Source organism: Pseudoalteromonas sp. DY56-GL79 (assembly GCF_041414765.1).
GTDB classification, from domain to species: domain Bacteria; phylum Pseudomonadota; class Gammaproteobacteria; order Enterobacterales; family Alteromonadaceae; genus Pseudoalteromonas; species Pseudoalteromonas piscicida.
The window spans coordinates 119,354-131,617 of record NZ_JANHZS010000017.1 but is presented as its reverse complement, the minus strand read 5'-3'; the positions used below and the strand labels follow the sequence as shown (position 1 = coordinate 131,617).

Below are 12,264 nucleotides of genomic sequence, written 5' to 3'. Positions count from 1 at the left end.
CCATTTTGATTGTTTGCAATTCAATCATGGCACACCGATGCCGAGTGTGGGAGGAGACCATTACATCAGGTTAATTATTCCTTATCTCCTAAAGAGACAGGTCGCCCACCGGTAACTTTGCTTGCACGACCTTCTTCTTTTGCTTTTTCCGCACGGCGCCTGCGCGCTTCTTTCGGGTCAGCAATTAACGGACGATAGATTTCGATTCTGTCACCATCACTGACGACTTGCTGTAATTTTACCGTGCGGTTCCAGATCCCGAGCGTCAAATCATTCGCATCTATCTCTGGGCATTTTTCTAAAATCCCTGACTGTAGTACTGCTTGCTCAGCAGACGTCCCCTCAGGCACATCAACCGACAATGACGTCGCGCTGTCTGGCAATGCAAATACCACTTCAACCTTTATCATCATCTCGCTCCGTAAACAACTTTGGCTCGCTGGGTAAACGCAGACACCATATTCTTGGCCACTTCATTGAATAGTTTACCAAACGCCATCTCAATTAATTTGCTCGCGAACTCAAACTCTAATTTTAAACTCACCTTACAAGCCTGTTCATCAAGCGCGGTAAATTCCCAATAACCATTTAAAGACTTAAATGGTCCATCTACTAGGCACATTTTTACTCGATTGCCGTCAAATTCATTTTTTGTGGTAAACCACTTTTTTAGGCCGGCTTTCGAAATTTCTAGACTCGCGGTCATCCCTTCATCATCACTGCTGATAACTTTTGCATCTGAGCAATGAGGTAGAAATGCGGGATAGGCGTCAACATCATTGACTAATTCAAACATTTCCTTGGTGCTATACATCACCAAAGCACTTTTTTCTATCTGTGGCATAGACACTCCAAATCTTAATACGAGGATTTTACCAAGGTTTTGCAGATTTATCTTGTTTGCAGCCACTGACTAAGTAAAAATACGACACATTAATGAAAAAGCGCTGTCTTAAAACAGGATTTATAGGTAGACTAAGCCATTATGGCAAAGAAAAATTCAAGTAAATCAAATAGCAATACCATAGCGCTAAATAAAAAAGCGCGTCATGAGTATTCACTACATGAAAAGTTCGAAGCAGGTATCGAATTACAAGGCTGGGAAGTAAAAAGTATCCGCGCCGGTAAAGTCAATATCTCAGATACTTACATCCATATCAAAAACGGCGAAGCCTATTTGTTGGCCAGTCAAATTCAGCCGCTAAATAGTGCCTCTACACATGTGATATGCGATCCGCTTCGTTATCGTAAACTGCTACTAAATAAACGTGAAATCTCACGTCTTATCGGTGCAACCGAGCGTGATGGTTATTCTCTGATTGCCACAGCAATGTACTGGAAAAAGTGCTGGGTAAAACTCGAGTTCTATCTTGCGAAGGGTAAAAAGCAACACGATAAACGTGCTGATATTAAAGATCGTGACTGGTCACGTGATAAAGAACGTTTGATGAAACACAATGTACGTTAATTTATTTTAATATACGAACAGAACGAAAAAAGCAGGCTTAGCCTGCTTTTTTGTGTTTGATATAAAGTTAAGTGTAAAGCGCTTAACCTTTGTACTTTTGCATCACAAGTGTTGCGTTAGTACCACCAAAGCCAAAGCTGTTTGACATCACTGTGTTAAGCGGCCCATCGCGGCGCTCAGTTACAATGTCTAAGCCTTGTGCTTGCTCATCTAGTTCATCAATGTTAATTGATGGTGCGATAAAGTCATTATCTAGCATCAGCAAAGAGTAAATCGCTTCATGCACGCCAGCCGCACCGAGTGCGTGGCCTGTCATCGCTTTAGTTGCACTAATAGCCGGAGAATTATCGCCAAACAATTCTTGAATAGCGCCTAACTCTTTCACGTCACCAACGGGTGTTGAAGTACCGTGCGTGTTTAGGTAGTCAATCGGTGCGTCAAGACCTTGCATCGCTTGTTTCATACAACGTACAGCACCTTCACCTGATGGCGCTACCATGTCGTAACCATCTGATGTCGCACCATAGCCAACGATTTCAGCATAAATGTGCGCGCCGCGAGCAAGTGCGTGTTCTAGCTCTTCAACTACCACAATACCGCCACCGCCAGAGATGACGAAACCATCACGATTTGCATCGTACGTACGTGATGCGCGCTCAGGCGTTTCATTGTACTTGGTTGACAACGCCCCCATGGCATCGAATTCCATCGCCAATGTCCAGTGAAGCTCTTCACCGCCACCAGCAAAAATAACATCTTGCTTGCCTAGTTGAATTTGTTCAACTGCATTGCCAATACAGTGTGCTGATGTTGCACATGCAGAGCTGATTGAGTAGTTCACACCTTTAATTTTAAATGGTGTTGCCAAACACGCAGAAGTCGTGCTTGCCATGGTACGTGGAACCATATAAGGTCCTACACGCTTTACGCCTTTTTCGCGCAGAATATCAGCGGCTTCAACTTGGTATTTAGACGAACCACCACCAGAACCTACGATAAGGCCTGTACGTTCGTTTGATACTTGCTCTTCTGATAGCCCTGAATCTTCAATTGCTTGCGCCATCGAGATATAAGAAAACGCTGCCGCGTCCCCCATAAAGCGATGTGCCTTACGGTCAACGAGAGATTTTACGTCGATATCTATTTTACCAGACACTTGGCTACGTAGGTTGTAGTCTGCAAATTCTTGGTTAAAAGCAATACCGCTCTTACCTGCTTTTAATGACTCTAAAACTTCTTGCTTGTTGTTGCCGATGCTCGAAACAACACCGATCCCCGTAATAACGGCTCTTCTCATGGGTTTATTCCCTTCGATATTACAAATTATGCGTAGTATACGCTGAATTTTAGCGCCAAGTGGTCAGCTTTCCAGCGTACACATGTACTCTGAACCTAAATAACTAAAAATGCAACCAGACTATTGAGTCGAAAGACAGTAAAATAGTTCCCAAATAGTCGAACATAGAGTCTTTCATGATAAAAAACGCTCAAATACACTTCAACGATGCTGGTACCCCTGTTGCCGATAGTTTTGACGATGTCTATTTTTCCAACGATGATGGGTTAGCTGAGTCACATTACGTCTTTTATACTCAGAACCATATCGACGAGCGGTTACAAAATCATGGCAAAGACCGATTTGTCATCGCAGAAACTGGTTTTGGTACTGGATTAAACTTTCTCAACGCTTGGTATCACTTCAACCAGCGTAGCAAAGACGCATGTGTTAACCAACTCCACTTTGTCTCATTTGAGAAATATCCAATCCATATTGATGACTTAGTTAAAGCGCTACAAGCTTGGCCTACGCTTGCCCCACTCGCCGAAAAACTTTGCCAACAATACCCGATGGCCCTTGAAGGGTGCCATCGCCTAGAGTTTGATGATGGTCAAGTGACCTTAGATTTATGGTTTGGTGATATTCACGATAACTTACCACAACTAAGTTTTGAACAAACCGGATTTGTAGATGCGTGGTTTTTAGATGGCTTTGCTCCGAGTAAAAACCCAGATATGTGGCAACAAAGCTTATTTGATGCCATGGCCAATATGAGCCGAGATAGCGCTACTTTGGCAACATTTACCGCAGCGGGTTTTGTCCGCAGGGGACTACAAGACGCCGGCTTTGCGTGCAAAAAAGTCAAAGGGTTTGGTCGCAAACGCGAAATGGTGGTCGGAACGCTGAGCCGTGCCAATAAAAACTCCAATACTCCAGCGTATTACAGCACCACACCGCGTAAGCTAGAGAGTATCGCAATTATTGGCGGCGGTATTGCCTCAAGTTGTTTGTTGTATCACCTTAGTAAACGTGATCTTGGCGCAACACTTTTTTGTCAAGACGACACGTTAGCCAAAGGTGCTTCTCACAATCGTCAAGGCGCGCTATATCCAAACCTGCAAGCAGATCACACCCCCTCGAGCGAGCTATACGCCCACAGCTTTTTATATGCAAAGCGCCTTTATCAGCATATTGCAAATGCGGGCTACCACTTCGCACACGATTGGTGTGGCGTACTCTTGCAGTCCGTTAGTGAAGCCAAACAAGCGCAGCATCAAAACTTAGCTGAAAAAGCAACTTGGCCGCATGACTTAATTCATGCCGTTGATGCCAAGCAGGCTTCAGTCATAGCAAATACCACACTGCCCTACGGTGGACTTTATATTCCAGGGGCTGGCTGGCTAAACCCGGCAGAGGTAACACAAGCAGTGTTTGATGCAGCTCACGCATTCAAAGCGGTTTCGACTCATTTTAATACTGATATACAAAAGCTTGAAAAAACTGAGTGCGGCTGGCTGTTACACAGTGAAGATAATACGTTTGGGCCGTTTTCAGATGTTTTTGTCTGTGGCGGGGAGCACTCTGACCGATTCGAGCAAACCAAACATATTCCTATACACGGCGTTCGCGGTCAGGTCTCTCATATTGATGCTGGAGAAGAATCACAAAAACTCAATACCGTACTTTGCCATAAAGGATACTTTACTCCCGCAATGGATGGACAACATTGTATGGGTGCGACATTTGAAAAAAATAGCAAAAGCCGAGAGGTGAAAGCCGAAGATGATGCAGTTAACCGTGCCCAGCTTGAACGCTTTTACAAAGACACGGATTTAGCTGCGAGTCTTGGCGAGATTACCTCGGCAAAAGCCGCTGTACGTTGCTGTTTTAACGATCATTTGCCGATGCTTGGTCAAGTCCAGCATAACGATGAGTTTTGCTCGGCGTTTGCTAATTTAAGAAAGGGAAAACACTACGGTTTTGGAAATCCAGCACTACCCTATCAAGGTATTCATATTGTTACCGGTTTTGGCGCACGAGGACTGTGCAGCGCTCCACTTGCTACTGAGCACTTAGTTGCAACTCTACTTGGCGAAGCAAGGCCTTTAAGCGAACGAGTACATCAGGCAATTCACCCAGCCAGATTGCTCGTCAGGGATTTAATTAGAAGTAAAATCTAATAATGGCTAAGGCATAACATCACCTAAATATTATGCCTTAATCGATATACACCCATTACACGGTAAAGGACTGTCTATTTACGACACCCCAATAGTCGTCTTGATATTGAGATTCGCTGTAGTCAATACCGTTTAACGTCAATGCTTTGCGCCAAAATTTGATCGCGTGATCTGCCCCTTGAATTTGTTTGACTTGCCAATGCCCTGGATACATTTGCCATATTTTGAACATAAACGAAGAACCGAGTTTACGTTTTCTCGCTGCTGGCACGATATAAAACTCACACACCTCAAAGGTGTTTTGCGCTTTAAAAATATTGATAAAGCCAACCGGGTGGCCATTTTCATAAGCCAAGTAGCCAAGGTGCTGTTCGTCTATTGGCGTATCTAACTGAAATAAACCGTTACTATCTGGTAATTTTTCCGTCAACACTGAAAACTCAGCTTCATATGCTTGCACCAAATTAAAATAGACTTGCGTTAATGAACCCACTACTTGACGAATTTCCAAAATACCGACCTTTACTCAGAATTAGTCGGCGTAACTTACAGCAATAGTGCACAAAGTTAAACAGACAAAATTACGATTTCATCTGAACTTGGAATTAGAAATGAACTGACTAAAATGCATAGATCAAAAATATCATCCGACCCTAGCACGGTACTTTTACTCTGGATATAAAACCCAATACCGACATAGGTTTTGGGTTTTGGGTTTTGGGTTTTGGGTTTTGGCTAATATTAAGTCAGAAAAGTAATTGTATTTAGCCGCTTAATACGGGTTATTGGGTAAATAAAAGTTACTCAAGTTTCCGTTAATGGAAACCGCGAGTTCACTGCTACTATGTGTATGAGTGTAGATGTTGTAACTCTGCCCCGGCAACACTTTAACTCGCAAAAAGTCTTGATATTGTACTGCTTGACCGCAAGCGAGTGCTGTTCTTTTAGTTTGTGCTGTTTCTTTGAGAATATAAACTTCAGCGCTGCCATCCACGATCCCTTCGCCTTCGCTATTGATGAAAATTGATGTTGCTTCACTCGCTGCAATATTAAAATAGTTACTACTGTGGCGAGCTAAAGATACGGCTGCACGTCCCATTCTGTCACGCTCAGCAAAGTGCGTCTCAGTTAGCGCATTGTCTAGCATGGGGATAGAAACAAACCGACTACTAAAATTCAGTGTTTCGTGACAAAAATCGGTTACTACTTCACTGGAGATAGCACCGAGCACACCATCAGGATCGTAAATACTGTCGGCCAGTAACGCCATTCCAGCTGATGTACCACCAACAACACCTCCCTTATCAAAAACGTGCTGCACCGCGCTTTGGACAGAAGTTCCTTGCCATTTATTTAGATAATCAGACTGATCGCCTCCAGCAAACCAGACAAACTCGGCACTGCGAATAGCCCAATCAACATAAGGGTCATTAGCCTTACTAACAGAATCAATAATTAACGTCTCAACTGAATCAGCGGCCATTAGACCAAGTAAGTAATCATTGTACGCGTCCGTGCCAGAAGTACGCAGTACCACCACATCAGCACCATTACCAATATGAGGAGCTACTCTTTGGCTAAAGGCATTATCAACATCGGTTCCCCCGCCCATTAAGAGCGTGGCACCGTTATCCGGTGTGAGCGTGTTGCAAGTGTCTGAGCTATTTCCAGCAAGATAAGCCTTTAATGCCCCAGGTTTTGACGGACGAATACCGTAATTACACTCTCCAGTTGGCGGCGGAGGAGTTTCACCTTGGACAAAATTCACAATCAAATCATACCAACCAGAGCCACTATATCGCGTTAGCTTTATATAATAGGTACCTGCAGTCTCAGCATAAAAGCTCCCCGTTTCTGGTATTTGACTCGTTTCCCTACTGACAACAGCTGAGCCTGTTTCTTGATATAAGAACCAGTCAAAATCATCACCAGAGCTATGGTCTAGCGAGATATCTATCGAACCTGGTGCCGCCACATCAAAAGTAAACCAGTCGATATCACCTCTGGATAACTCGCCGCTAATTGTCGTGTTATTACACACTCCACTATTGGCATTACCTTCGCTGTCGTTAGATTCAGTTTCAGTAGTTGAGCAAGCATAGCTATGGCTTGTAACAAGCATTAGAGCAGCTAGTGATACAAATAGAATGTTATTGTTTTTCATAGTATTTACCTGAATGATATATATTTCTATGTTCCGTACCGTTGCATTGCAAAGTTACGCTGACGCACACCGTATTTTGCACTAAGCGCCCACGGCGACTTATACACAGATGACGATGGCCAAAAGCGCAGAAGTGAGCCTTATACCAATTGAATTAATTCTCTAATCAATTTGAAGGGTGAAATAGCATATTAGCTTCGTTAAAAATTTCTCATTTAGAACAACTAAATAGCAAAATTTTTGCCTTGCTACTAAAGCTATTTCCCCGCTTCAAGATAGATCATTTACTTAATACAACTGGTATTATTAATTTGGTTTTTTGAAAAACCTAAACGCAATTAGCGTTAGGGTTTACATTCGCATTGATACGGAACGTGATAAAACCCACCCAACAACTTGTCGGTGGGAATAGAATTGAAATTCAGGTGTGGCTATTCGTCGAACCACTCACTCAAGTGGTAATTAACGGAACATTCATGCAGATCACTAGGGCGTTGTTTGTTGTAGATGAACATTTACGTCTCCTAGGTGATAGTTAAAAGAATGAGTATTAAGCAGATGTAAACAATCCGCTTAAAAAATATGGCATGCAACGCGTACCTTTTCAACTTTTATTATCAAAAACTCAACAAAACAATCATCGAGTGACGTCAATTACGGACTCTCGACATAACAACTCGGCTTTCTTGGACAGCTTTTTCCTCGAGTACAAATCACCCGAACAGAGCCCTCAAGCCCTCTTTCAATCCACTGGATATTTAAAATCTTGGCAACACGGAGTAATTGGGTTTTCATATGATAGGGCACCACGCTCGCGCCACCATGGCTAATACAAGCTTGTTGCAACTCTCCAATCAAGGCATCAGCATCAATCCCTTGTGCATTAATAGCAGGATTGAGATCGAGACCCGCGCACAGCACTCTTGGACGATTCGCAACATCAACGATTTTTACTGACTCACAGCAATACAGACGCGGTTTGCCATTAACATTCAGGATTGAAAGCTGAGCACTGGCACTATTACTATCATCATGAAATTTACGAAATACGGCCCAGTGCTGACACGGATCGGCAACGCTACGCATATTGCCCCAAGGTAAAGGAATGCCATTGCCCCGATACACCGCCTTGAGTTTACCGGCTTGATAAGCATCAAAATAATGCCAATGTGGATAAGGTGAAACCGATGTCATTCTGCGCATTGCGACGGAAGCAGAAATACCAAGTTGCTCATGGACGCGTACATCGTAACCTCGGCTTTCGAGTAACTGCCGAAATGGTGTACGGGGACACAATAAAGCCCCTGCAAAGAAGCTCGATTCAAAATCCTGCCACGCGCTCAAAATATCTTGGGCATTTGGAGTATCATGATCGGGATTATCGTTACTTTTACGACTTTCTCCAGTAGTGAGTACACATTCTAAACCTTCACTATTGTGAAGCACGGCATGGCCAATATGAACAGCTAAATCGTATTTCATTCTCGCGGGATGTGCGTGCAACGCGCGATTTATAAACACCATGTTTGGCTCTTTGAAATAAGAAGTGATCATTCCCTCTCCGTCAGGCGAAGATTGCTCAAACCACTCCACTTTGCGACCTTTTGCTATCAAAATTGCCATTAGGTCATCACAGCTGAGATAGAGATTTTTACCTCCTACTTCATCGGCTGCTCGCTCTAAATCAGGAAAGTGGTTTTGATGGTGCTCTTGGTGGGCACGGATCAAAAGGTGTGCAAACTGCCTACCACTGATCCCCGCTTGGGATAGCATTTCTGGGATCGCAATTTGTAATATCTCTTTGGCAAATAGAAAGTTGGGCTCTAAAGCCATCCCCACTATCCCACCGAAATTGCCTTTATCTGGCGCAATCTCCGGCGCTTCTGGTTGACTATCTAAAAACCACTCAATCGGCTTTTGAAATACAGTAGAGAAGTTTTCGAGCATCGCTTCGCTTGGCGTACGCTGGCCTCTTTCAATCATTGATAGGTAGGAAACGGAAGGCGCGCTGGCCGGATCTTGCTTAACGCATCGAGCCGATAAGTCTTCTAAAGTCAAATGGTTACGCTTTCTTAGATTTCTTATTTTAGTACCCAAAAAGTGAGACTTTCTAATTAAGCTTGCAACTTTTGCCATGATTTCACACTCCGTTTTTGTGAAATTCACACTGTGAAATTCTTTTTGTGAAATTATTTGAATATTTAACTTACACTCAAAATGTACACGAAACAACCAGAATATATTTCCCAATTTATGACAACATGAATAAGTGAGGTGGATCATGGCAGCGCAATTACAACCGCATACAGAGCAACCAATTGACGATACAAAAGCGCAACAGTCAATGCTGGCAAAACAGTATCTTGATGAACAATGTCCTTTAGAGTTTGGCTCACACATGGAGGTGACAGACTATGTGGTTTACTACAATCACCTGCTTGCGTTTTTTGCCAACGGCACCCATTGTGGTTTAAAAAATTGTAGCCAATTCGTCGCGCTTTGCGGTCACCGTGAAACTCCGGAGGCTATTTTGTTAAAACAAGACGATGGCTTACATATTGAAATTACTTTCAATCGCACCGGAATGCTCGGCCAATTTGATAGCGCCCATATTGAAGATATTATCGTCGAAACACCACTGGCATCTGTGGTTGGTAAAAAGACTAAAACCCAACTACAAAAACTGTGGATGAGCTTTTATCACGGCGTGCAACAACCAGCAGGTAAAGCCTGTTATCGTGCCAAAAATGGGGATGATTATGAACTTTGAGTAAACACTCGATAATTTGTAATCAAATCGCTCAAACATTCAGTAAGTTTTAAGCTAAGCTAATTAAAATACCGCTCTTTTTTCGACTGAGCACATGACCAAATTGCTTAATTTTCTAAAAAACATTAACTGGATGCTTTGGGCGCTCATACTTGGCATTTTTGCGGGTTTAGTTTTCGGTGAACGGTTATCATTTTTAAAACCTATCGGTACAGGTTTTGTAAACCTGATGCAAATCACCATTCTCCCTTATATTGTCGTCAGTCTTATCGTGGGTTTAGGCAAGTTTAATCCCGAACAAGTTAAAAGCATTCTTGCAAAAGCAGCGCTAGTCATGATCTCCATTTGGGTGGTAGGTCTTGCTGTGATCTGGTGCTTTATTATGACATTACCAGCGCATGATGCCGGGACCTTTTTCTCCCCTGCACTGGTCGCCGCGGCTCCCGAAGTAGACTTCGTTAAACATTATATTCCCTCTAATCCATTTGCTTCTATGGCAGAAGGTAATGTACCGGCCTTAGTCATATTTTGTATTGCGCTAGGTATGGCGCTTATTTCTAATCAAAAGAAAAACCGTTTACTCGATGTGTTAGAAGTCGTTGGTCAAGGTCTGTCAGTTATTTCCAAGAAGATCATTGCCATCTTCCCTATTGGTATTTTTGCGATGACAGCAAGCACCGCAGGCACCATGAGCGCAGAAGAACTGTCTGAATTGCAAGTGTACTGGGTTGTCGTTTTATGTGTCGGCATGTATTTGATGTTAGTACTACTACCTATGCTTGTTGCCGCACTCACCCCTGTTAAATACCGCGACCTCATCATGGTTATGCGCAATGCTTGGATCACCGCATTTAGTACCGGAAACGTTTTCATTGTATTGCCGGTGATCACCGAGGGGATCAAAGATCATTTACGCAGAATTAAGCAAAGCGACGAAAGCTCTGATCACATCGCTGAGGTGTTAGTGCCTATCGCTTATACCTTCCCGAGTTTAGGAAAGCTTACTACCCTCATTTTTGTCTCTTTTGCAGCATGGCTTACCGGCAACCAAATCGGCATCGAACAAATTCCTAATGTGTCTTTATCAGCGATGCTAAGTTACTTTGCAAACGTACATATCGCGATTCCCTATTTGCTCGATACCTTGCGTGTCCCGGCTGATACTTATCAGTTATATTTATCGATGTCGGTACTCACCGCGAAAGTGGTTTCACCGACCACTGTGGTATATATCTTCGCATTTGTGTTTTTATGTATTTTTATTAACCGTAGACAATTACACCTAAAACGCGTACGTTCAGTTTATTACTTAACGCTATTATCTGCATTACTCCCAGCATTTATGCTGTTGAGTTTTACGGCAAATAATTATCTCGGTAAGCAAACTAAATCGGCCGATGAGGCCATAGCTAATATGGTGATCTCGGATACCGTCCCTGCTCATGTGCTTAGCTATGTCCCTAAAGCATACCAAAGTGGTGAGCTGTCTCTGACGAATATCGATGTGATTAAAAAACGTAACCTGCTGCGTGTAGGATATCTTATCGATAATGTGCCATTTAGTTACTTTAATCAAAAAGACCAATTAGTGGGTTTTGATGTCAGCCTAGCACATAGGCTCGCATCCGACCTTGGGGTTAAAATCGAGTTTATTCCTTTTAAAAAACCACAACTGGCAGAGTATCTCAACAAAGGATATTTCGACATTGCAATGTCCGGCCTTGAAATTAATATTGCCGACTTACAAAGCGTGCGCTTTAGTGACAAGGTATTGGAACTGCAACTAGCGCTCTTGGCCAAAGATCATGATTTAAAGAAGTTTGCTGACAAGTCAGCCCTACTTACGCTTGATAAGCTGAATTTAGCTCACGTTGAATATGCTCCACTACTCAAACAATTGGCGCAGCAAAACCCTAAGGTAAAAGTGTCCAGTATTAACAATTTGCAAAGCTATTTTAAGCACCCAGAAAAATATGACGCCTTAGTGATCAGCGCAGAGGCGGGCTTTGCATGGAGCATGTTCTATCCTGAATTTGGTGTTGTGGTACCGGAAGGGGCGAGCTTGAAATACCCCGTTGGATTTGCCGTCGCCAAGCGCAATCAAGATCTACTGAGTTATGTAAATGCGTGGCTGACTATCCAGCATACCAATGGCCGTATTGAAAAAACATATGATTACTGGATCTTAGGAAAAGGTAGTGTACAAAAGCAAACTCGCTGGTCGTTAATGGATGAACTGGAAATCGACCCAAACACACTCATTGATAAACTGAAGTTCTAATTAAAAAAACGCCGTCAGTTAACACGTTAACTGACGGCAAGTCTACTCACTGGGCGAGCTAGCTTTCAAGCTCACTTTAACCTTAGTCAAACCATAAAATAAAACAAGTTTTTAACAAAAAA

Annotated in this window: 10 protein-coding genes; 4 read left to right on the top strand and 6 right to left on the bottom strand. The window is 43.0% G+C overall.

Annotation, left to right across the window (positions count from 1 at the left end; all coding sequences use genetic code 11):
* Positions 1 to 74: 74 nt before the first annotated feature.
* Both NO992_RS13950 and NO992_RS13945 read right to left on the bottom strand, forming a co-directional pair.
* On the bottom strand, positions 75 to 410 hold the full coding sequence (locus NO992_RS13950) for an RnfH family protein (protein ID WP_010379113.1): 336 nt from the start codon (positions 408 to 410) through the stop codon (positions 75 to 77).
* Positions 410 to 844 (bottom strand): type II toxin-antitoxin system RatA family toxin, encoded by a 435-nt coding sequence (locus NO992_RS13945; RefSeq protein ID WP_010379115.1) that lies wholly within the window; start codon positions 842 to 844, stop codon positions 410 to 412. Before NO992_RS13945 ends, NO992_RS13950 begins: the two co-directional genes overlap by 1 nt.
* 141 nt (positions 845 to 985) lie before the next feature.
* On the opposite strand from NO992_RS13945, the gene smpB reads away from it, so the two are divergent.
* The gene (gene smpB / locus NO992_RS13940) at positions 986 to 1,468 is read left to right on the top strand and encodes an SsrA-binding protein SmpB (RefSeq protein WP_010379116.1); all 483 of its coding nucleotides are present in this window, start codon (positions 986 to 988) and stop codon (positions 1,466 to 1,468) included.
* Positions 1,469 to 1,550: 82 nt separating this feature from the next.
* Here smpB and fabB read toward each other — a convergent pair whose 3' ends face one another.
* Positions 1,551 to 2,765, bottom strand: coding sequence for a beta-ketoacyl-ACP synthase I (gene fabB, locus NO992_RS13935; RefSeq protein WP_010379118.1), 1,215 nt, complete (start codon positions 2,763 to 2,765; stop codon positions 1,551 to 1,553).
* Positions 2,766 to 2,941: 176 nt separating this feature from the next.
* Between fabB and mnmC the strand changes: the two genes are divergently transcribed.
* Entirely contained in the window at positions 2,942 to 4,927 is a 1,986-nt protein-coding gene (mnmC, locus tag NO992_RS13930) for a bifunctional tRNA (5-methylaminomethyl-2-thiouridine)(34)-methyltransferase MnmD/FAD-dependent 5-carboxymethylaminomethyl-2-thiouridine(34) oxidoreductase MnmC (RefSeq protein ID WP_371378077.1), read from the top strand.
* Positions 4,928 to 4,982: 55 nt separating this feature from the next.
* Here mnmC and NO992_RS13925 read toward each other — a convergent pair whose 3' ends face one another.
* From NO992_RS13925 to NO992_RS13915, 3 genes are all read right to left on the bottom strand, one after another.
* Positions 4,983 to 5,438 carry a GNAT family N-acetyltransferase gene (locus NO992_RS13925; protein ID WP_371378073.1) on the bottom strand — a complete coding sequence of 152 codons (456 nt, stop codon included), beginning with the start codon at positions 5,436 to 5,438 and terminating at the stop codon, positions 4,983 to 4,985.
* A 261-nt stretch (positions 5,439 to 5,699) separates the two neighbouring features.
* On the bottom strand, positions 5,700 to 7,091 hold the full coding sequence (locus tag NO992_RS13920; RefSeq protein WP_371378071.1) for a pre-peptidase C-terminal domain-containing protein: 1,392 nt from the start codon (positions 7,089 to 7,091) through the stop codon (positions 5,700 to 5,702).
* Between the two features lie 654 nt (positions 7,092 to 7,745).
* Positions 7,746 to 9,227: a DUF3612 domain-containing protein gene (locus NO992_RS13915; protein ID WP_045962157.1), complete on the bottom strand. Its 1,482-nt coding sequence runs from the start codon at positions 9,225 to 9,227 to the stop codon at positions 7,746 to 7,748.
* A 145-nt stretch (positions 9,228 to 9,372) separates the two neighbouring features.
* Here NO992_RS13915 and NO992_RS13910 point away from each other — a divergent pair, with 145 nt between their 5' ends.
* Entirely contained in the window at positions 9,373 to 9,861 is a 489-nt protein-coding gene (locus NO992_RS13910; RefSeq protein WP_010379126.1) for a malate synthase, read from the top strand.
* Positions 9,862 to 9,955: 94 nt separating this feature from the next.
* Positions 9,956 to 12,142, top strand: a complete 2,187-nt coding sequence (locus tag NO992_RS13905) for a cation:dicarboxylate symporter family transporter (RefSeq protein WP_371378068.1) — start codon at positions 9,956 to 9,958, stop codon at positions 12,140 to 12,142.
* Positions 12,143 to 12,264 lie beyond the last annotated feature (122 nt).

What these genes read in the sequence shown, in the direction of transcription:
- mnmC (WP_371378077.1), top strand. Translation starts at nt 2,942, where the DNA reads ATGATAAAAAACGCTCAAATACACTTCAACGATGCTGGTACCCCTGTT.
- NO992_RS13915 (WP_045962157.1), bottom strand. Translation starts at nt 9,227, where the DNA reads ATGGCAAAAGTTGCAAGCTTAATTAGAAAGTCTCACTTTTTGGGTACT.
- NO992_RS13950 (WP_010379113.1), bottom strand. Translation starts at nt 410, where the DNA reads ATGATAAAGGTTGAAGTGGTATTTGCATTGCCAGACAGCGCGACGTCA.
- smpB (WP_010379116.1), top strand. Translation starts at nt 986, where the DNA reads ATGGCAAAGAAAAATTCAAGTAAATCAAATAGCAATACCATAGCGCTA.
- NO992_RS13920 (WP_371378071.1), bottom strand. Translation starts at nt 7,091, where the DNA reads ATGAAAAACAATAACATTCTATTTGTATCACTAGCTGCTCTAATGCTT.
- fabB (WP_010379118.1), bottom strand. Translation starts at nt 2,765, where the DNA reads ATGAGAAGAGCCGTTATTACGGGGATCGGTGTTGTTTCGAGCATCGGC.
- NO992_RS13910 (WP_010379126.1), top strand. Translation starts at nt 9,373, where the DNA reads ATGGCAGCGCAATTACAACCGCATACAGAGCAACCAATTGACGATACA.
- NO992_RS13945 (WP_010379115.1), bottom strand. Translation starts at nt 844, where the DNA reads ATGCCACAGATAGAAAAAAGTGCTTTGGTGATGTATAGCACCAAGGAA.
- NO992_RS13905 (WP_371378068.1), top strand. Translation starts at nt 9,956, where the DNA reads ATGACCAAATTGCTTAATTTTCTAAAAAACATTAACTGGATGCTTTGG.